The organism is Zoogloea ramigera, assembly GCF_006539865.1.
GTDB lineage: Bacteria > Pseudomonadota > Gammaproteobacteria > Burkholderiales > Rhodocyclaceae > Zoogloea > Zoogloea ramigera.
In genome coordinates this window covers 1-18,262 of sequence record NZ_BJNV01000078.1, presented here as the reverse complement: position 1 = coordinate 18,262, position 18,262 = coordinate 1, and the positions used below count along the sequence as shown (strand labels likewise).

Below are 18,262 nucleotides of genomic sequence, written 5' to 3'. Positions count from 1 at the left end.
CGGGGGCTTGAAGCAGGAATATAGTCAGCTCGGCCCGTTTGCGAACTTCACTAAGTGAGTCGTATTGGGGGCTATTGCCGCCCCACCGCTCCGGCCATGCAAATCAAATCATGCCAAGGTTGCACTGGGGGGCGGTTGCCGGGCCTGGCTTTGGAAGAAAGATGGCCTCGATGTGGTCGAAGAGCCAGCCACCTCCGTCACATGACGCGCTTCACGTGTTCGAGCATGTGAAGAAAGGCTTTGTGGTTTGTTGCGTTGGAGAAAGTGGACTTCGAAGAAGCCAGACTGCTAACAAAGCCCCAAATCCCTGTCCGTCGGGGGTTTTTTTATAATCCCGGCGTGCTCAAGCTTGCCGCCGCCACCGCTCAGACCGAACTGGAGATGGTGACGCTGGACCAACCGGTTCCCCGTGATCACCTGCTGCGTTTGATCGACACCCACATCCGCTTCGACTTCATCCGTGAGAAGACCGAAGAGCTCTACTGCGCGAACAACGGCCGCCCGGCCATCGACCCGGTGGTGCTGTTCAAGATGCTCTTCGTCGGCTATCTGTTCGGGGTGCGCTCCGAGCGTCGGCTGGTGCGCGAGATCGAAGTCAATGTGGCCTATCGCTGGTTTCTCGGGCTACGTCTGACGGACAAGGTGCCCGACGCCTCGACGCTGAGCCAGAACCGCCGTCGCCGCTTTGCCGGGACGGGGATCGAGCAGGAGATCTTCGACACCATCGTCGAGCAGGCGATCGAACACAAGCTGATCGGCGGGCGGGTGCTCTACACCGACAGCACGCACCTGAAGGCCAACGCCAACAAGCGCCATTACGAGCAGGTGGACATCGAGCAAACGCCCGCGGCCTATCTGGCCGAACTGGACGCCGCCGTGGATGCCGAGCGGGCCGCCGCGGATCAGAGGCCGCTGCGCCGAGCCCAGGCGGCGCCCGTGAGTCGCTCCGATGCGGGCGAGAATCGGGACGGCGGCGAACACGGCGCGCCGCCCGCCACGTCCGAAACCGCCCCCGAGGCCACGGCGGCGGACACCCGTCAGATCAAGCGCAGCACGGTCGATCCCGAAGCGGGGTTCATGGTGCGCGACCAGAAACCCGTCGGCTTCTTCTAATGACGCCACGCCGTATCTGGCGCGCCTGGACCGGGCCCGCACCCGCTTCGATCTAAAGGTTGGTGCGGTCGGCCTTGACGTGGGTTACTTCACCCCCTGAGTCTGTAAAGGCATCGTCGAGCGCGGACTGTATGGCGTGATGGGCTACCGCCGCCCCAGCCACCGGGAGGAGTATTTCCACAAGCGCGAGTACGCCTACGACCCGCAGACCGACGGCTACCGCTGCCCTGCCGGTCAGATCATCGTCTATCACGGCACCAACCGGACGGGCTATCGCGAATACGCCTCGGACCCCGGCCAATGCCGCCAGTGCCCGCAGCGGGCCCGCTGCACCCAGAGTCGGAATCACCAGAAGCTCATCACGCGCCACCTCTGGCAGCGCTTCAAGGAGCAGATCGATGCCCATCGACTGACCGATCTGGGCAAACGCCTCTACGCGCTGCGCAAGGAAACCGTTGAGCGCAGCTTTGCCGACGCCAAGGAGTTGCATGGACATCGCTACGCGCGCTTTCGCGGACTGGCCAAGGTTCAAGCCCAATGCCTGCTCTCGGCTACCTGTCAGAGCATGAAGAAGATGGTCCTGCTGCTGGCCCGCCGGGCGGCAGCCCTTTTAAGCCTGAAATTCCAGCTTGCCGGCACCCTGACAGGCGTTCTACGCCGCCAACACATCCCAAATGCGCGCCACGGGCTCAGCCCGCTATCAGGTGCTGCCAGTCGTCTAAGAGCGCTTCAAAAACACGAACCCCCGGAAAAACCGGGGATTCGTCAGCAGTCTGACTTCGAAGAAGCTTTTCTGTTCAGCCTGGCGTGCCTCGGAACTCTTCTGCGGTGTGGCGTCGTCTGCCTTGCTGGGGCTGCACAACCCTTTGAGGTGAGCGGTATATCTTCCGGCAGCGGGATTGAAAAGAAGATCCGAATACGCCGCCGGGGTGCCTACACGAACTAATGATGTACCCTGTGCGATTGCCTGAGCGGGCAGGTGTCGCACGTATTTGATCGCCTTGCTGTATCAATGCTAATGCAACCAAATGCGGACCACTGCTTGGTGCGGGTCCGCATGGCTCAAGTCGATCAGATCGCTACCGCAGCATTCTCGGCAACGACTTGACCATCGCCCGCTCATTTTTTTCGACCGAGGCCTCCGAGCAGAAATGCGATGGGGCGCTGTGCTTTCTGACTAGGAACGTCGGTTGATGTGGACTGCGCTGCCGGCGAGGCCGAGCTTTCTTTTTGTTCGTAGGGTTTGTTGAAGTCGAAACCGTCGGATGCGACATGGGACGCCTGACGACCGCGCTGGGGGGCTCGTTCGCGTGTCTCGCGCGGTGCTTCGCGTTCGTTACGCTTCTTGCGATCCGGTGCGGGGCGGTCGTCAGCGCGCCCGGCAGCGGAAGGAGAAGGTGAGCGCCGGCGCTTGCTCGAGTCGCCGTCGAAGAAGTCGGGTTCGGGGTCATAGCCCGCGATGATTTCCTGACGGATCTCGAGTTTGATGAGCTTTTGAATATCGGCGAGGCGATGGCGTTCTTCGGAACTGACGAGCGATACTGCCTTGCCCTTCTTGCCTGCCCGGCCCGTTCGGCCAATGCGGTGGACGTAGTCCTCGGCCGTGTGGGGCAGTTCAAAGTTGATAACCGACGGAAGATCTTCGATGTCCAGACCACGCGCTGCCACATCAGTGGCCACCAGGACGCGCACCTTGCCGCTCTTGAAGTTTTCAAGGGTTTCAGTGCGAGCCTGCTGGCTCTTGTCGCCGTGTATCGAGTCTGCGGAGATCCCGTGGCGTTCGAGGAAGTGGGCCAGGCGGCTGCAGGCGAACTTGGTATCGACGAAGACGAGAACCTGATTGGTTTCGTCTTCGTGACGGACGATGTGGGCAAGCAGGTTACGCTTGAGGCCACTGGAGACCGGGTGAACGATGTGGGTGATCGTTTCGCTGACCATGTTGCGGCGCGCGACTTCGACCAGTTGCGGGTTCTTGAGCATCTGATCCGCGAGCTTCTTGATCTCGTCGGAAAAGGTTGCAGAGAACAGCAGGCTCTGGCGATTGGCGGGCAGCAGGGAAAGAATGCGCCGAATGTCGGGGATGAAGCCCATGTCCAGCATCCGATCCGCCTCATCCAGGACGAGCATCTCTACCTGGCCCAGGGCAATCGTCTTTTGCTGCACGTGGTCGAGAAGGCGGCCTGGCGTGGCGACGACGATCTCGATACCGCGGCGGAGTTCCTGGATCTGCGGGTTCATGTCGACGCCGCCGTAGATGCACACACTGCGTAATGGCAGGTGTTTGGAGTACATCTTTACCGACTCGAAGACCTGCATGGCCAGCTCGCGGGTCGGGGCCAGGATCAGGGCGCGAACCGGATGCCGGGCGGGGCTGGCCGACGTGCTCGCGTGGCGGGCAAGGCGGTTCAGCAGGGGCAGCGTGAAGCCAGCGGTCTTGCCGGTGCCGGTTTGTGCCCCACCCATGATGTCGTGACCAGCCAGAACGACCGGGATGGCCTGGCGCTGGATGGGCGTGGGTTCGGTGTAGCCGGCGTCCGTGACAGCCTGCAGGATTTCAGGAATGAGTCCGAGTTCGGAAAACGACATGGGTACGATCACGTTTTGGGTGGCTGCAGTTTAGTGCAGTGCACCATTTAAATAGTTTTTCATTATACATCGGCCCGCTCTCAGCGCCGTGTCAGATAACAGGTGACCTCTTCCCTGTCGTGGTAGAGGTGTTTGATTCTCAAAACGTATTTGAGGCCGGCCGCGCGCATGCGCTGGTCGATCAGGTTGCGGCAGCGCTCGACCTCCTCGTGGCGCTTCTTCATGGGGAGCTTGAGGTTGAAGATGCTGCGTCGGCATCGCCCCGTGGCAAGCCAGTCGGCCATGACAGGAGCGATTCGCGACGGTTGCTCGACCATGTCGCAAACCATCCACTCGACGGCTTTTTTGGGCCGCCAGGTCAGGCCGTCGGTGCGCAGGTGCTCGATGAGCCCTGTCGCGAGAACAGACGCTGCGATGGGCCCGTTGTCGATGGCCGTGACGCGTAGCCCGCGGCTGACCAGTTGCCAGCTCCACCCGCCGGGGGCAGCGCCGAGATCGACCGCCGCGAGGCCGGGGCGCAGCGATGACTTTTGTTCATCCGGGGAGAGGAGGGTGAGGATTGCCTCGGCGAGCTTGAGAGTTGACCGGCTGGGGGCGTCTTTTGGCATGCGCAGGCGCGGGATGCCCATCGGCCAGGCGGAGCCCTCGCTCGCCAGGCTCAGCCCGAGCCACACCTGACGGGCGCCGACGAAGAACAGATGCAGCCGCGGCAGGTGCGGCGAGTCGACGCGAAGGGTGCCAGACCTGGTCAGCGCCGCCTCGAGCAGGGGCCCGAAGCGGCCAAGGAAGCCCGATTGCTGCTTGCCCTCGTTGGTGTCGGGGGTTTCCAGCAGGATGGCGGAAAATCGTTCCTGAAAGCCTTCGATGCGTTCGACGAGCGGCGTCAGTCGGTCCCGCTCGGGGAGATCGTCGATGACCGCCAGAACCTGGAAGCCCTGACGGGCAAACACCAGGCGCGAGGTGTCGAGGCGTCGCCGCAATTCGTCGTGGGGCTGCGGGGCGTCGAGCGCCAGGAAGACAAAGCCGCTCTGGGGCTGGCTCTGGAGTCTGCCGGCAAGGCGCGCTGCGCTGGCCTGGAGCTCCTGGCCGGCGTCGGCCTCGAAGCCCGGGCGGCATTGCACGAGCAGGCCGAGGGAGTCGTGGGCTCGATTTACGTTGGAGGTGGATTGCATTGGGGCGTGTAATATCGTTCAAGCAAGGGGCGTTCCTGCCCCTGACCGCTGGATGATAACCGAAGCCGCGTGAGCGGCCCGTACCCGTTCAGCCGTGGTGTCCTTGATCTGCTTTCTGGAGTGTCCGATGGAATACCGCAAGCTTGGTGTCAGTGATCTGCAGGTTTCGTCCGTGTGCCTGGGTACGATGACTTTTGGTCAGCAGAACTCCGAGGCCGACGGTCATGCGCAGCTGGATTTTGCTTTTGAGCAGGGCGTCAATTTCATTGATGCCGCCGAAATGTACCCGGTGCCGACGCGCGCCGAGACCCAGGGGGCGACCGAGCGCATCGTCGGTTCGTGGCTGAAGGGCAAGCCGCGGGAAAAACTGGTGGTCGCGACCAAGATCACGGGCCTGGGCCGCCAGCTGCCGTGGATTCGCGGCGGGCCGCTGGCCCTCGATCGTGCCAATATCCGCGCCGCCGTGGAGGATAGCTTGCGCAGGTTGGGCACGGAGTACATCGACCTGTATCAGATCCATTGGCCCGCCCGTAACCAGCCGATGTTCGGTCAATGGCGTTTTGATCCGTCTGCAGAGCGGCCGTCGACCCCGATCCCTGAGCAGCTGGAAGCCCTCGCCGAGCTCGTTGCGGAAGGAAAGATTCGCCATGTGGGCTTGTCCAACGAGCATCCGTGGGGCGTCATGCAGTTTGTCCGGGCGGCTGATGCGCTGGGCTTGCCGAGGGTCGTGTCGGTGCAGAATGCCTACAATCTGCTCAACAGGGTGTTCGAGCAGACGCTCGCCGAGGTCTGTTTTCGGGAGCAGATCAGCCTGTTGCCGTATTCGGTGCTCGGTTTCGGCCATCTGACCGGGAAGTACCTGGCCAATCCGCCGGCGGACGCGCGCTTGACGCTCTTTCCGAGTTTTGGTGCCCGCTACGGGCGCAGCAGTGTACGCCCGGCCGTCGAGGCCTATGTTGCCCTTGCGCGGCGGCACGGCATGACACCCGCCGAGCTGGCGCTGGCTTTTGTCATGTCGCAGGGTTTTGTCGGCAGCACCATCGTGGGGGCCACGTCCCTGGCCCAGCTGAAGGAGAACCTGCAGGCCTGTTCGCGGGTTCTCGATACACATATTCTTGCAGAAATCGATGACATTCACCTTCAGTTCACGAATCCTGCGCCGTAACCTGAATGCTGTTACGCAGTGAACACCGGCTTGAGGCCGTTCAGGGAGGGTGAGTTGAAGGAAATCGTCGCAGCTCCGGATCTGCGCATCGGCATGTTCGTTGCCGAGCTCGACCGTCCGTGGCTCGAGTCGCCTTTTCTGATGCAGGGCTTTGTGATCGAGGACGAGGAGACCCTCGCGCAGTTGCGCGAGCTCTGTCGCTTCGTCCATGTGGATCGGACCCGCTCCGTCGGGGACGCGTGGCGTGCGGAGGACGCGCCCAGGCTCGACCCCCGGCGCGAGCGTTCTGCGACGCTGGGTGCGTTCCAGGCCCCCGCAGAAGCACGTCGTCGCCCTGTTGATTTTTTTGGTTTGTTGCGCTCCCTGCGCTCGATGGGGAAAGGCTCCGCGTCGGCCGGGGAGGTTGCCCAGGCACAGGCGATGAAGCCCTTGGTGCATGTGTATCCCGATGCCGTCGGGCAGCGCAGGCTCTCGCCCCTGGGCGAGGCGGAGGCCGCCAATTACGCAGCTCGGGCGATGGGGCAGCCGCTGATCACGGGTGAAGAGAGCCGCCGGCGCAATGTCGGATTCAGGCCGCGGCTGGACCGCGCGGGGGCCGCCGACACGCTTACCGGGCTCACCTACCTCGAGCCGACGGTGGCACTCGAAGAAGAAATCGTCACGGCACTGCCGCTGGTCAATCGTGCCCACGGTCTGCTGGCCCAGATCGCGCTCGACGTGCAGCGCAGCCTCAACCCGGATCTCGAGCGCCTGCGCGGCGTGGTCTCCGAGATGGTGCTGAGCGTTGCCCGCAATCCTGATGCCCTGTTGTGGCTGGCCAGGCTGAAGCAGACGGATCAGTACAGCTACGCTCACTCCCTCGACGTGTCGGCCCATGTCATGATCTTCGGGCGCTATCTCGGGCTGGGCGACGAGTCGATCGGCCACCTCGGGATGGCCGGGATGCTGCAGGACGTAGGCAAGCTGAAACTGCCGCCGGCGCTGCTCCAGAAGTCGGGCCCCCTGTCGCCCCGCGAGCACGAGATCTTTCGCTCCCACGTGGATTTCTCGCTGCAGATCCTGTCGAAGTCGTCGGGGGTCTCCCTGTCGATGCTGGAGATCGTGACCCGGCACCATGAGCGCTGCGACGGCAGCGGCTATCCTCTTGGGTTGAAGGGCGAACAGGTGGGCCTGATGGCCGAGATCACCGGCTTGTGCGACACGTATTGTGCAATGACCCGCGAGCGCCCCTACGGCGAAGCCGCAAGCGCCCAGGTGGCACTCGATGCGCTGCGGGCGCAGCGGGGCGTTGGGTTTTCGGAGAGCACCGTCGATCAGTTCGTCCAGTGCATCGGCCTCTATCCCGTGGGCACGCTGGTCGAGCTCAACTCCGGCGAGGTGGCGGTGGTGGTCGCCCAGAACCGCATCCGCCGCTTGAAGCCCCGGGTGATGATTCTCCTGGGGCCCGACAAGCAGCCCAACGCCTACCCCCACACGCTGGATCTTCTCTATGAGCAGCCGACCGCCACGGGCCAGCCCTACGCAATCGTGCGGGCGCTGCCGCCTGGGGCGCACGGTGTGGACGCCTCGGAGTTCTACCTCACATGACACGCCTCGATACTTGCTTCGGTCGTCGCAGCGGGCAGGTTCTCGATGGAGAGGCGTTGGTCGGCCTGCTGTGTCGCTATGGCATCGGGCAGTCTGAAAAGGCGGCCGTGCGAGCCTTCGGGCGCATCGTCTCAGCCGAAGAGTTGGCGGACGATCTGCTCGAGCGGCTCAATCTGGACGAGGCGACTGCTGCTGAAGCACCCATTGGCCTTGTCCTGCGGGCGTTCTGCCAGGAGCTGGCGCGTGTCGTCCGGTGGGATTTTCTGCCCGGATGGCCTGCGGCGCTGCAGGCCCGTTGGTCCGAATGCTACCTGGCCGGCGCGGTGGCCGAGTTTCCGTTCATCGCGGTCGAGACACTGATCGGGTTGTGTCACGAGCATCTGTTCGGCGAGCGGGCCATGGTCCACCGCCTCGAGCTCGATATCGAACGGGCCCTGGTCCGCCTAGGTTGGTGTCTCGGCGGGCTGATGGCGGCAACCTCCGTCGAGCACGAGCAGAACTTCCGTCTCGCGGCGGAAGACGGCGACCCGGTTCTCGGCCTGCCAAACAGGCGGCGCTTTTTGACGCTGCTGGCCGAGAGACTGGCCTCGCTGGGGGCGGGGCGGCAACTCGGGCTGGTCGTTCTGAACGTGGAGTGGGGGCGCTCGGTCGATGTGCTGGCCCTCGATGAGCGCGATCACCTGCGCCTGGCCTTGTCCGAGGTGATGCGCGGAGTGCTGCGGCCGAGCGACATCCTGTGCGCCCTGGGTGATGACGAATGGGCCGTGCTGCTCCCCGATCTGCGTCATGCGGCGCAGGTGTCACTGGCGGGGCACAAGCTGGTGGATGCCTGCGAGGCGCTGCGCTCCAACAGTTTTCCGGCGCTGCGGGCGCGCTTTTGTGCGGGTGGCGCGGCGGCGCCCGAGCAGGCCGGCGGCCCGCTGGCCCTCGAGCAGGCAGCGCGCTCCGCGCTCGTCGTGGCTAAGGCGAGTGGGCGCCCCTTCGACATCTACGGTGGCGAGATCGTCGTCAAGGCCGAGGGCGACGCGATGTTCGAAACCGAGGTCGCCCGGGCGCTCGAGTCCCAGCAATTCCAGCTCTACCTGCAGCCCCAGGTTGCGCTCCCATCCCGCCGTGTGGTGGGCGCGGAGGCGCTGCTGCGCTGGCGGCGCTCCGATGGCCGCCATGTGCCGCCGCCCGAAATCCTGCGGGTGGTCGAGCGGATAGGCCTGACGCCCTTGTTGTCCCGTTGGGTCGTTCAGCAGGCGGCCCAGATTCTGGCCACCCTGACAGCAGGTGGATGCGACCTGAGGGTATCGGTCAACGTGGTCGCCGACGACCTGAACGACCCGGAGTTGCCGCTCTTCATCCGGCAAACCTGCGATACATGGCGAATCTCCCCCTCGCGGCTGTGTTTCGAGATCACCGAGAGCGGCTTTGTGTCCGGCGAGGCCGCGTCGGCCGAGACCCTGCGGCTGGTGCGCCAGGAGGGCGGGCGGCTGGCGCTGGATGACTTCGGCACGGGCTACTCCTCGATGGACTACCTGCGGCGCCTGCCCCTTGACGAGCTGAAGATCGACAAGTCCTTTGTCGATCGCATCTCGGTCTCCGAGAGCGACAGGGCGATCGTCGAGCTGATGGTCCGGATTGCCCACACCTTCGATCTCGAAGTTGTCGCCGAAGGCGTCGAGAGCGTGGAAGCCGAGGCCGCGCTCAGCCTGATGGGGTGCGACCTCGCGCAGGGTTACCTCTATGCCCCACCAATGCCGGTGGCGGAGTTCGTGGCATGGTGGAACGGCGTCGAGGCAGCGGTGCCGGCGGCGGGCTGCTAAGGCCGCTGCCGTCGCAGCCCGTAACGCCTATTCGGCGCTATGACGCCGTTTCCGAGGGGGTGGCTGGGTGTCGTCCGCTGCGTCTGAGTGGGGCTGCTCCGCCTGTTCGGAGTCCGGGGCGGAGGGCTCCTTTTCCTTCTTGTCTGCGCTACGCTTGGACTTTGGGGCGGGCTTTTCTTCGGCGGCCGGCGGCAGCGGTGGTGGCACCTTCGGCTCGACCTCCGTGATGTTCTTCTCGGCCATGTAATCGTTCATCTCCCGCCAGCCCGCGAAAACTGCAGCCCGCGGGGCGCCGGGGTTGAGGTTGTAGCAATCTTCGATGGCCCGGCCGGCATGACGGCAGGCGCCCCCGATGGCCTTGCCGTCGGCTTCGGCAGTGGCCGACGATTTGGTGAAGTCGGGGATGCCGAGTTGCTCGCATCCGCCAAGCAGGGCGCCGCTCAGAATGAGGCCCAGCAGCAAATGGGGGTTGGATCGAGTCATGGTCCGGTGGCATTGATTGGCTTGCAAGGTCTACGGCGCCCGCCGATCGGACTTGAACGTCTGCTTACGTGTGTAACGCCCGATGAAGCGTGCCGGCTTTATAATCTCGGATTGTCTTGCCACTGTTTCCGTTTGAAAGCCCTAGATGAAGAATTTCAGCCGTAACGCCCTGGGTCTCGTCCTGACCAGCCTTTTCGCAGGCTCTGCCTTTGCGGCAACCAGCAAGCCAGCCCCCAAGCCGGCCCCCAGCCAAGCCGTTGCCACGCCGGCCGCGGCAGGTGCCTCGGCCGAAATCGAGCTGGTGCACACCCTGGGCGCCGACAAGGGCGAGCAACTGCAGAAGCTGGTCGACCGCTTCAACGCCAAGACCACCGGGCCGAAGATCGTCATCCAGGATCGCCCCTGGAACGCCGGTACGCTGCCGCACCTGATGATTCTCGGTGAGCGCGATCAGCAGGCCTTCCTGAGCGGCGCCACGCGTTATCGCCCGCTGCACCAGGTCATGAAGGAAGCCGGCATCAAGATGGAAACCCTGCGTGCGCCGGCCATGATGACCCCGACGCCCCTCGATAGCGCCAACCGTCTCGTCGCGCTGCCGGTCGGCCTGTCGACGCCCGTGATGTTCTACAACAAGCAGGCGTTCAAGGAGGCCGGGCTCGACACCGAGAACGCCCCGCCGACCTGGCAGGCGCTCCAGGGCGCTCTCGGCAAGCTGGTCGCGGCCGGCCAGAGCTGCCCCTACACCACCGCCCAGCCGGCCTGGATCCTGGTCGAGAACACCAGCGCCTGGCACAACGAGCCGGTTGTGGCCGAGAGCAAGAAAACCACCTCCCTCGCCATCAACGGCATGCTCGAGGTGAAGCACGTGGCGATGCTGTCGTCGTGGGTGAAGGCCCGCTACCTGCAACTCTTCGGCCGTGACGACGAGGCGGTGGAGCACTTTGCGAAGGGCGAATGTGCAGTGCTCACCGCGGCATCCGCCGCCTGGCCCACCCTCAAGCGGCAGGCTGGCTTCGAGGTGGGTGTCGCAGCGCTGCCGTATCACGAGGAATACTACGGCGCGCCCCAGAACACCCTCGCCGATGGCCCCGCGCTGTGGGTCGGGGCGGGCAAGAAGGCCGCTGACTACAAGGCGGTGGCCCAGTTCATCGATCACTGGCTGAGCGCCGAGAGCCAGGTCGAGTGGCAACGCAACGCGGGCTACCTGCCTCTGAACCGTGCCGGTTTGCTGGCCTCCGAGAGCCGCCTGCTGGCAGCCGATCTGCTCAACATCCATGTTGGCGTCAAGCAGCTGACCAACAAGCCGGTGACCTCGGTTTCCAAGCCCAGCCGTTATCCCCAGCGCGCCGCCGTGCGTCGCATCATCGAAGAAGAGCTGGAATCCGTCTGGGAAGACCGCAAGCCCTCCAAGCTCGCGCTCGACACCGCCGTGGCGCGCTCCCGTACGCTGGACTGAGTCGCATCAGCCCGATGCTCCGCTGGCCCTGGCCCAAGGTGATCGCGCACCGCTGCGGTGGTGCGCTCGCACCTGAAAATACCCTGGCCGGGCTCGCCATCGCCGCGCGCATCGGCTGCCGGGCCGTCGAGTTCGACGTCATGCTGTCGCGGGACGGCGAGCCCGTGCTCATCCACGACGAAACCCTCGACCGCTGCGCCAATTCGTCGGGCACCGTCGCGGCGCTCGACGGCGCGCTCCTGATGGCGACCGACGTGGGCGAGCGGTTTCACCACGCCTTTGCGGGCGAGACCATCCCGTCGCTGGACGCCGCCCTGCGCCGCTGTCGCGAGCTGGGGCTGGCGGCCAATCTCGAGATCAAGCCCGCCCAAGGCCATGACGTCGAGACGGGCAGGGTGGTCGGTCGTCGACTGGCCAGCCTTGGTGTTGACGATCGGCCGGCGCTGCTGCTGTCCTCGTTTTCGGCGGACGCCCTCGAAGCTGCGATGGAAGATGTCGACGACATCCCCCGCGGCTGGCTCGCCGGCGCATTCGACGCTGCCGCGCTGAAGACCGCCTCACGTCTGGGTTGTGCCTCCATTCACCTTGCGCTCGACGGGCTCGAGGCGGCCCACGTGGTCGCGGCGCGGGCGGCCGGGCTGGAGGTGCTGGTCTACACGGTCAATCGCCTGGCCGACGCCCGCCGCCTGGCGAGCTGGGGGGTGGGCGGTTTATTTACCGATCGGCCGGATCTGCTTCTGGATACGATCCGCTAATCAACTTGCTGCGTTTCCGCCTTGATCCTGCCGACTTGACGGGATTGCGGTGCGCCCCTAACATCGCGTTTTTCCTGAACTGGGCAGTGCCTTGTCTCTCTCGCAGCTCTACGCGCCGATCGCCGACGACATGAAGGCGCTGGACGGCGTCATTCGCGATCGACTCTATTCCGATGTCGCCCTCATCCGCCAGGTAGCCGAATACATCATCGGCAGCGGAGGCAAGCGCATGCGGCCGGCCATGGTGTTGTTTGCGGCGGGTGCGGCAGGCTATCAAGGCAAGCGGCACCTCGAACTGGCTGCCGTCATCGAGTTCATCCACACCGCGACGCTGCTTCACGACGACGTGGTCGATGAGTCCGACTTGCGCCGCGGCAACAAGACCGCCAATGCCATGTTCGGCAATGCCGCCTCGGTTCTGGTTGGCGACTTCCTGTACACCCGAGCCTTCCAGATGATGGTCGGTGTCGAAAGCATGAGGGTGATGCAGGTCCTGGCCGATGCCACCAACATCATCGCCGAAGGCGAGGTGCTGCAGCTGCTCAACTGCCACAATGCCGACGTCGAGGTGGACGACTATCTGCAGGTGATCCGGTTCAAGACGGCCAAGCTGTTCGAGGCTGCGACGCGGCTCGGCGGCATTCTGGCCGGCGCCAGCCCGGAGGTTGAAGAGGGGCTGGCGGCGTTCGGCATGCACATCGGAACCGCCTTTCAGCTCGTGGATGATGTGCTCGACTATTCGGGCGAAGAGGCCGACACCGGCAAGCATATCGGCGACGATCTGGCCGAAGGCAAGCCCACGCTTCCGCTCATCCATGTGATGAAGCACGGCAGCCCCGAGCACGCTGCCTGTGTGCGCCATGCCATCGAGGGCGGCGGGCGCGACGATTTTGCCGCCGTCCTGCAGGCCATCCGCGCCTCGGGTGCCATCGAGGCGACCCGCAAGGCCGCGGAAGACGAAGCCGAGCGCGCCCTCAACGCGCTTAACGTATTACCCTCTTCCGTTTTCAAGAGTTCCTTGGTAGAATTGTCAAAGTTCGCAGTCGCACGGAAATATTGATTTTCGGTACGCTGTACAAAAGCCGGATGTCGATGTGATGTGTGGCTGTTTTGTTTTGAGGGCCGCAGTCGAGGGGCCATAGTAGTAAATCGTCGGGGAATAGCTCAGCCTGGTAGAGCACTGCGTTCGGGACGCAGGGGCCGGAGGTTCGAATCCTCTTTCCCCGACCACTCATTCCCGCGGCAAGCCAACAATAGTCTGGCTTGCATCGCCAAAAAAATGGAGCAAATTCCGCAAGGGTTTGCTCCATTTTTACGTCTGGATTGCGCTTGATGGTTGGCGCCTCTGGGCAGGGCGCTGACTCTTTGATTCTCGCCCCCTCGCTGCTCAGGCGCGCCGGGCCGCTGCGTCTCACGGGCATGGGCTTACTTCTTCGTGGTCTCTCCGCCGAGGGCGGCACGGATTGGCGCCGGCACGAAGGGCGCCTTCAGCAGATCGACGGTGATGAACACCCCGGTGCCGCCAGGCGTCGCGCCGGCCCCGGCGGGGGCCGGCAGCGATTTCATGACCGTCGCGTGCTGCCCGTCGGGGCCGGTGACGGTGGGTTTCCAGTCGAGCCCGACACCGCTGCCGACCTGCAGCTTGACGCCGGGCATCACACCCCAGCTGGCCTTGGCCGAGCTCAGGCTGACGCTGCCGCTGCCGTCCGGGGCGATGCTCCAGCCGAAATCGAGGCTGAGGCTCATCGGCGGCATCCAGCTGAGCTTCTGATGGGCGAGGCCGAGCAGATCGTCTGCGGAGAACGCGGCCTTGAGCTGGGTCGGGCCGCCGGCGGCGGCGGGCAGTACGTAGCGGAAATCGGTGAGCGTGGAATAGGGGATCAGGCCCAGCGGGGCGGCCAGATTCACGTCGGAGAGCAGCTTGCGCCCGGCCGGGTCGGCCAGCCCGGCGCCGAGGGTGAGTCCATAGGTGCCGGCGCCGAAGCCGCCTACCGCGGCCTTCTCGCCAGTGCCGAGGCGGTTCCACTGGGCGAGGGCGTAGCGCTTGGCCGGGTCGAGGAGAACGCTTTTGACTCCCTCATTTTCCTTGGCCTGCTCGACGACCGTCTTGACGCCTTCGGCCAGCACGTCGGCGGCCTGATCGGCTTCGGCGGGCTTTGCCGCGTCGTCGAGCTGCACGACGGGCTGGCCGCGCCGGCCTTGCTCGATGACGTGGGCCAACTCGTGGCCGAGGAGGCGCCGGCCTTCGTGGGTGCCCGGCTGCCAGCGGCCGGGTGCGAAGCCGATGTCGCGTCCGGCGGCGAAGGCATTGGCGCCCAGGCTGTGGGCGGCCTCGGCCTCCGGGTGGATGCGCACCGCGCTCAGGTCGGCCTGCAGGCGATCCTCGAAATAGCGCCGTTCGTTGGCCGGGAGCGGCAGGCCGGTGCCCAGGGCGAGCCCGGCGGGGGCGGCCTGGCGGGTCAGGGTGCCTGCCTTGGGGCCGGTCGGGGCCTGGCGTTCGCCACGGGCGATGCGCTCGGCGCGCTGCTCGGCGGGGCGGTCACGGGTGACAGGAGGCATGTTCCGTTTGTTCGGGGGGCTGGCCATGATGTCGACTCCGATTCGGCGTGTGGCGATGCTGTCCGGCGTGGTGTGGCGCTCAATCGCCCATGCCGGGGGCGAGCAGATCGAGGGCTGCGGCGGCGTGGTCGATCAGCCAGCCGACGCGGGCCGCGTCGATGGGCGCCCAGGCGAGCGGCAAGGTGCTCCGGTGGTAGAGCAGGGAGCGCTCCGGGTCGAAGATGCAGCTACCGAGGAGTATTCGCCGGTTGGCCTGGTGGAGCTGCCACATGAGGGTGTCAACGTCAGGCAGGGGGCCGGCGGTGGGGTGGTGGGCGATCAGGTTGAGGTAGCGGCGGTCGCGCTTGGAGAGTTCGATGCCAAGCTCCGGGTGATTGCTTTCGTGGCGGGCGAGGAGCAGGGTCTCTCCGGCGTCGGCGATCCGGTAGTGGAGGCCCAGCTGGGTGAGGGCGGTTTCCACGTCGAGCAGGGTCAGCCCGCCGGGCGCTTCGGCGAGGCGCAGGCGCTGCTGAGCAAGGAGCGCGTCGAGGGCGTGCTCGGGTGTTCCGCTGTCGAGGGCGCCGGCGCGGATCAGCCGGCACATGTCGCCCAGGCCGTCGAGGGCCAGGTAGAGCCACTCGGAGGCCAGCGGTTCTGCGCCGACGAGCAGCGAGACGGCGGCCTCGCAGCTGTGCCGGTCTGCGCCCAGATAGAGCCGCCCCAGGGGCCAGCGTGCGTTGATGGCGTTGATCGCCAGCAGCTGGCGGGTGTCTGGCAGGGCCGCCGGGGCATGGCACAGGCCATGGGCGGTGAGCTGCAGGACGGGGTCGGTGAGGCGGGCGCTGATGGCCACCGGCGCTTCTCCGGGGAGGCCGAGCTGGAAGGTGGCGGTGGGGGCGCCGCCGGCCGGGGTGTGCACAACGTGGCGCAGGCCGGCCTGGTCGAGCAGGGCGGCGAGGCGGGTGGCGGCGTTCATCGGGGAGCCTCGTCGGAGCGGGCGGCGGCCGCGCTGACGCTGCCGCCGGTGGCGACGGCAGGGCTGGCGGGGCCCCAGCGCAGGATGGGGGGCAGCTGGTCGGGGGGAATCAGGAAGCGGTTGCTGTCGACCCGCGTGCGCAGGCCCACCGCGTCGGCCCACCGGACCTGCCACGCCCGCACCGGCTCGCCGGTGGCGCTGTTGTACTCGGCAAAGTACACGCCGTCGGGGATGCGACGTCCGTTGGCGGTGTAACGCGGCAGGGTGTTGGGCTCGAAGAATTCCATCTGACGGTATTGTCCCTGGGCGCCGCTGGCGGCGCGGATGTCGCCGACCAGGATGCGCCGCATGTGCAGCCCCCAGTCGGCCTGCTCGGGAGTGTAGTTGACCGGGTCCATCGTCGACAGGGTGCCCGGCGTGTTGATGGTGTCGGCAAAGTCGATGTTGTGGCCGCGGATGTAGGACTGCCCGGTGACCGGGTCGGTGTAGTCCGCCACCGTCATGGGGTAGTTGTTGCGCCCGGCGCCCGGCGCGCCAGTGAAGCCGCCCCCCCGAGGGCGGGTGAAGGCGCGGGAGCCGATGATCTGCTCGCCCTGCCTCACCACGTAGTTGAAGCGACCGCTGGGGTCGGGCCCGTAGATCGTCACCTGCACCGGGTCGCGCATCGGGCCGGTGGTGGAGATGGGTTCCCACTGGTTGTTCAGGCGTGCCCACTGGTAGCCCTGGCGGAGGGGGGGCAGTTCGTTGGCGGGCAGGTTGTGGAAGTCGGGTGGGGCGGTGAAGTTGGTCTGGAACTGGGAGAACGGCCCGGACAGCATCCAGCGCGGCGTGACCGGTTCGCCGCTGAAGGGGACGCCGGGGCGGCCGCCGCTGCGGTACAGGCCGTTGATGGGCAGCCACGAGAGGCCGACGCCCAGCCCGAGCCCCATCGCGCTGCCGAGGCCGATGGAGATGAGGTAGTCGGACAGCGACATGCGCCCGGCGGCCACGTCGTCGAGGCTCTCTATGGCGGCGCCGATGGCGCCCGAGGGCATGCCGATCACGCCGCCGGAGATGGCATTGACGATCAGCCGCTGGCCGGTGGTGAGGGTGCCCATGCCGCAGCCGAACATGCGGGTGCTGACCGCGCTGGCGATGCCGGGGGCCACCAGCGCGGAGGCGGCGCCGATGCCGCCCTGGATGGCGCCGCTCTTGATGCCTTCCGTGGTGCGCTCGCCCACGTAACCCCAGTCGAAGGACTGCGCCCCCGGCGTGATGGCCATCGAGATGCCTTCACCGCCGACGGCGCCGGTGAATTCCAGCGTGCCCTGGGTGACAGCGCCGGCCCCGGCGCCACCGGCGATCGCCAGGCTGCTGGCGACAACGGTGCCGGCGGTGGTGAGGGTGCCGGCGGTGGTCACCAGCCCGCCGGCCCCCACTGTGGCGAACAGCGCCGGCGCGGCGGCGAAGACGACCGGGGCGGCGATCGCGCCGGCCAGCCCGGCGGCGACGCCAAAGGAGACGTTACGCACGATCTCCAGGCGGTGGACGGTGGTCTCGGCGCCCTCGATGGTGGCGTTGATGTAGCTCCGCCAGGTGTTTTCGGCCTCGTCCAGCGCGGTGGCGGCGCGGGTCAGGGTGTCGAGCTGGCGGCGCAGGAGCGCGCCCGAGGTGGTCGTCGCGTGGTAACCATCCAGGGCGTCGACGATCGTCTGGGCGTCGTCGCGGGGGGCGTTCCACATGGACAGCGGCGGGCATTCGGTGTCGCCCATCCAGTCGGCGATGCCGCGCACGAGGCTGTTGGTGCCCTCGATGTGGCGGTTGTGCACCCAGCGGCCGTCGTTGGCGGAGTCGCGTAGAAAGCGGGCCTTGCGCTGCAGCCACACCACCGATCCCTGCATCATCCCGACGTACTGGGTTTCGGTGACCTCGAAGCTGCGGCCGTCGGCAGAGAAGCGATAAACCGTGGTGCGCTCCGCGCTCTCGGTGGGGATGCCCTCGGAGCGCATGATGGTGCCTTGCTCGATGCCCCGGTTGATGTCGCCCACCGCCTGCTCGCTGAGGGTGCCACCGGTGAGCCGCAGGGTGCGACCCGCGGGCAGGTGTTCCGGCAGGCCGCCGTTGCCGCTGCTGAGGGCCTCCGCCTGGTCGGCGGAGCCGTAGATGTAGCTTGCCACCTCGGCCAGGGTGTGGCCCGGAATGCTCACCGAAGCGTAGATGGTCCGCCGCCCTTCGGCCATGTCGAGGCCCCACAGCACCGGGGTGCCGCCGGCGGTCGGGGTGGGGGCCGGTGCAGGCGTCGGCGTTGTGGGGGCGGGCCCGGCGCCATCGTTCCGGCGTAGCACCGGGGTGGCCTCGTCCTGCAGCACGTGGGCGACTTCGTGGGCCAGCAGGTGCTCGCCGCTGGGGGTGTGGGGCTGGTACTGGCGCTCGCCGACGACGATGTGGGGGCCGAGGGCGAAGGCGTGGGCGTTGAGGCTGTCGGCGGCGCGGGTGGCGTCGGGCCCGGTGTGGAGGCGCACCGACGACAGGTCGGCGCCGAGGCGGCGCTCGAAGCGCTGGCGCAGGCCGTCGGGCAGCTGCGCGGCCGGCCGGGCCAGCACGGCATCTGCCGCCGGGGTGGGGCCGGCCGGCGTGGCGG

The 18,262-nt window shown here is 66.3% G+C and carries 12 protein-coding genes, 1 tRNA gene and 1 pseudogene; 8 read left to right on the top strand and 6 right to left on the bottom strand.

Annotated elements, in window-relative coordinates; genetic code table 11:
• Window positions 1–381: 381 nt before the first annotated feature.
• Window positions 382–1,711, top strand: a pseudogene (locus ZRA01_RS17395) (transposase); the annotation flags it as partial.
• Window positions 1,712–2,232: 521 nt separating this feature from the next.
• Here the strand turns inward: ZRA01_RS17395 and ZRA01_RS17390 are convergent.
• Both ZRA01_RS17390 and rlmM read right to left on the bottom strand, forming a co-directional pair.
• The gene (locus ZRA01_RS17390) at window positions 2,233–3,699 is read right to left on the bottom strand and encodes a DEAD/DEAH box helicase (RefSeq protein ID WP_141354565.1); all 1,467 of its coding nucleotides are present in this window, start codon (window positions 3,697–3,699) and stop codon (window positions 2,233–2,235) included.
• An 80-nt stretch (window positions 3,700–3,779) separates the two neighbouring features.
• Window positions 3,780–4,871 (bottom strand): 23S rRNA (cytidine(2498)-2'-O)-methyltransferase RlmM, encoded by a 1,092-nt coding sequence (gene rlmM / locus ZRA01_RS17385; RefSeq protein WP_141354563.1) that lies wholly within the window; start codon window positions 4,869–4,871, stop codon window positions 3,780–3,782.
• A gap of 127 nt (window positions 4,872–4,998) precedes the next feature.
• Between rlmM and ZRA01_RS17380 the strand changes: the two genes are divergently transcribed.
• From ZRA01_RS17380 to ZRA01_RS17370, 3 genes are read left to right on the top strand one after another with little or no spacing between them, the layout of a single operon-like run.
• Window positions 4,999–6,036, top strand: a complete 1,038-nt coding sequence (locus tag ZRA01_RS17380) for an aldo/keto reductase (protein WP_141354561.1) — start codon at window positions 4,999–5,001, stop codon at window positions 6,034–6,036.
• 54 nt (window positions 6,037–6,090) lie between these two features.
• Window positions 6,091–7,623, top strand: a complete 1,533-nt coding sequence (locus ZRA01_RS17375; RefSeq protein WP_141354559.1) for a cyclic di-GMP phosphodiesterase — start codon at window positions 6,091–6,093, stop codon at window positions 7,621–7,623.
• Complete coding sequence (locus ZRA01_RS17370; protein ID WP_141354557.1) at window positions 7,620–9,434, top strand: putative bifunctional diguanylate cyclase/phosphodiesterase; 1,815 nt, start codon at window positions 7,620–7,622, stop codon at window positions 9,432–9,434. The genes ZRA01_RS17375 and ZRA01_RS17370 overlap by 4 nt, the downstream gene beginning before the upstream one ends.
• Before the next feature lie 27 nt (window positions 9,435–9,461).
• Here the strand turns inward: ZRA01_RS17370 and ZRA01_RS20780 are convergent, their stop codons facing one another.
• Window positions 9,462–9,917, bottom strand: a complete 456-nt coding sequence (locus tag ZRA01_RS20780) for a hypothetical protein (RefSeq protein WP_174851631.1) — start codon at window positions 9,915–9,917, stop codon at window positions 9,462–9,464.
• Between the two features lie 145 nt (window positions 9,918–10,062).
• Here ZRA01_RS20780 and ZRA01_RS17360 point away from each other — a divergent pair, with 145 nt between their 5' ends.
• From ZRA01_RS17360 to ZRA01_RS17345, 4 genes are all read left to right on the top strand, one after another.
• Window positions 10,063–11,373 (top strand): extracellular solute-binding protein, encoded by a 1,311-nt coding sequence (locus tag ZRA01_RS17360; protein ID WP_141354555.1) that lies wholly within the window; start codon window positions 10,063–10,065, stop codon window positions 11,371–11,373.
• A 14-nt stretch (window positions 11,374–11,387) separates the two neighbouring features.
• A complete protein-coding gene (ugpQ, locus tag ZRA01_RS17355; RefSeq protein ID WP_141354554.1) occupies window positions 11,388–12,128 on the top strand; it encodes a glycerophosphodiester phosphodiesterase in 741 nt (246 codons plus the stop codon).
• A 91-nt stretch (window positions 12,129–12,219) separates the two neighbouring features.
• Entirely contained in the window at window positions 12,220–13,188 is a 969-nt protein-coding gene (gene ispB, locus ZRA01_RS17350) for an octaprenyl diphosphate synthase (RefSeq protein ID WP_141354551.1), read from the top strand.
• A gap of 93 nt (window positions 13,189–13,281) precedes the next feature.
• Window positions 13,282–13,358 (top strand) — tRNA-Pro (locus ZRA01_RS17345).
• A gap of 195 nt (window positions 13,359–13,553) precedes the next feature.
• Here ZRA01_RS17345 and ZRA01_RS17340 read toward each other — a convergent pair.
• The 3 genes from ZRA01_RS17340 to ZRA01_RS17330 all read right to left on the bottom strand — a co-directional run.
• Window positions 13,554–14,687 (bottom strand): eCIS core domain-containing protein, encoded by a 1,134-nt coding sequence (locus ZRA01_RS17340; RefSeq protein WP_218028746.1) that lies wholly within the window; start codon window positions 14,685–14,687, stop codon window positions 13,554–13,556.
• A 79-nt stretch (window positions 14,688–14,766) separates the two neighbouring features.
• On the bottom strand, window positions 14,767–15,642 hold the full coding sequence (locus ZRA01_RS17335; protein ID WP_141354547.1) for a YbjN domain-containing protein: 876 nt from the start codon (window positions 15,640–15,642) through the stop codon (window positions 14,767–14,769).
• A partial coding sequence (locus ZRA01_RS17330; RefSeq protein WP_141354546.1) for an eCIS core domain-containing protein occupies window positions 15,639–18,262 on the bottom strand: 2,624 nt, incomplete at its 5' end. The genes ZRA01_RS17330 and ZRA01_RS17335, both read right to left, overlap by 4 nt.

Coding starts and splice junctions, on each gene's coding strand:
- ZRA01_RS17380 (WP_141354561.1), top strand. CDS start 4,999: ATGGAATACCGCAAGCTTGGTGTCAGTGATCTGCAGGTTTCGTCCGTG.
- ZRA01_RS17370 (WP_141354557.1), top strand. CDS start 7,620: ATGACACGCCTCGATACTTGCTTCGGTCGTCGCAGCGGGCAGGTTCTC.
- ZRA01_RS20780 (WP_174851631.1), bottom strand. CDS start 9,917: ATGACTCGATCCAACCCCCATTTGCTGCTGGGCCTCATTCTGAGCGGC.
- rlmM (WP_141354563.1), bottom strand. CDS start 4,871: ATGCAATCCACCTCCAACGTAAATCGAGCCCACGACTCCCTCGGCCTG.
- ZRA01_RS17390 (WP_141354565.1), bottom strand. CDS start 3,699: ATGTCGTTTTCCGAACTCGGACTCATTCCTGAAATCCTGCAGGCTGTC.
- ugpQ (WP_141354554.1), top strand. CDS start 11,388: ATGCTCCGCTGGCCCTGGCCCAAGGTGATCGCGCACCGCTGCGGTGGT.
- ZRA01_RS17360 (WP_141354555.1), top strand. CDS start 10,063: ATGAAGAATTTCAGCCGTAACGCCCTGGGTCTCGTCCTGACCAGCCTT.
- ZRA01_RS17335 (WP_141354547.1), bottom strand. CDS start 15,642: ATGAACGCCGCCACCCGCCTCGCCGCCCTGCTCGACCAGGCCGGCCTG.
- ZRA01_RS17340 (WP_218028746.1), bottom strand. CDS start 14,687: ATGCCTCCTGTCACCCGTGACCGCCCCGCCGAGCAGCGCGCCGAGCGC.